The sequence below is a fragment of the Corallococcus aberystwythensis genome (assembly GCF_003612165.1).
GTDB lineage: Bacteria > Myxococcota > Myxococcia > Myxococcales > Myxococcaceae > Corallococcus > Corallococcus aberystwythensis.
On sequence record NZ_RAWK01000606.1, the window covers coordinates 1 to 407 of the forward strand.

The following is a 407-nucleotide window of genomic DNA, read 5'->3' on the forward strand; positions in this document are numbered from 1 at the left end:
GTATAAAAGGAGTTGAAAAACCGAACACAAACTCATCAATCCAACAAACAGCAACAACAAACAACAGCCACAACAATCAATACAGCAAACAACAAAGCCAGCTACTGCGGGGTTCCAAGCCTGAGATTCCAGATGAAACTCGTGTTGAGCTTGCTCCTGGGAGTATTGCTCCTGTTCGCCACCTCGGCCAGCATTGGCAAAGCCACCGAAGATTGCAGCCTGACTGTATTCAAGAATGGCTGCTTCTATCCGGATACCTGTGTCCGTCAATGGGGAGATTGTCCCGACATCGACTACTGTGATGGCACCCTTCAACTCACCACTGACGAAAGATGCAAGCCTGCCTGCGTCGGATTCGGAGTGTACTCCAACTGCGCTGTGGATCTCTCGGAGTACAACCTGTTGAC

Annotated in this window: 1 protein-coding gene; it reads right to left on the minus strand. The window is 49.9% G+C overall.

The features are described 5' to 3' along the window. Nucleotides 1-407, minus strand: a 407-nt coding sequence (locus D7W81_RS43195; RefSeq protein ID WP_208721710.1) for a hypothetical protein, incomplete at both ends; no start/stop codon positions are given.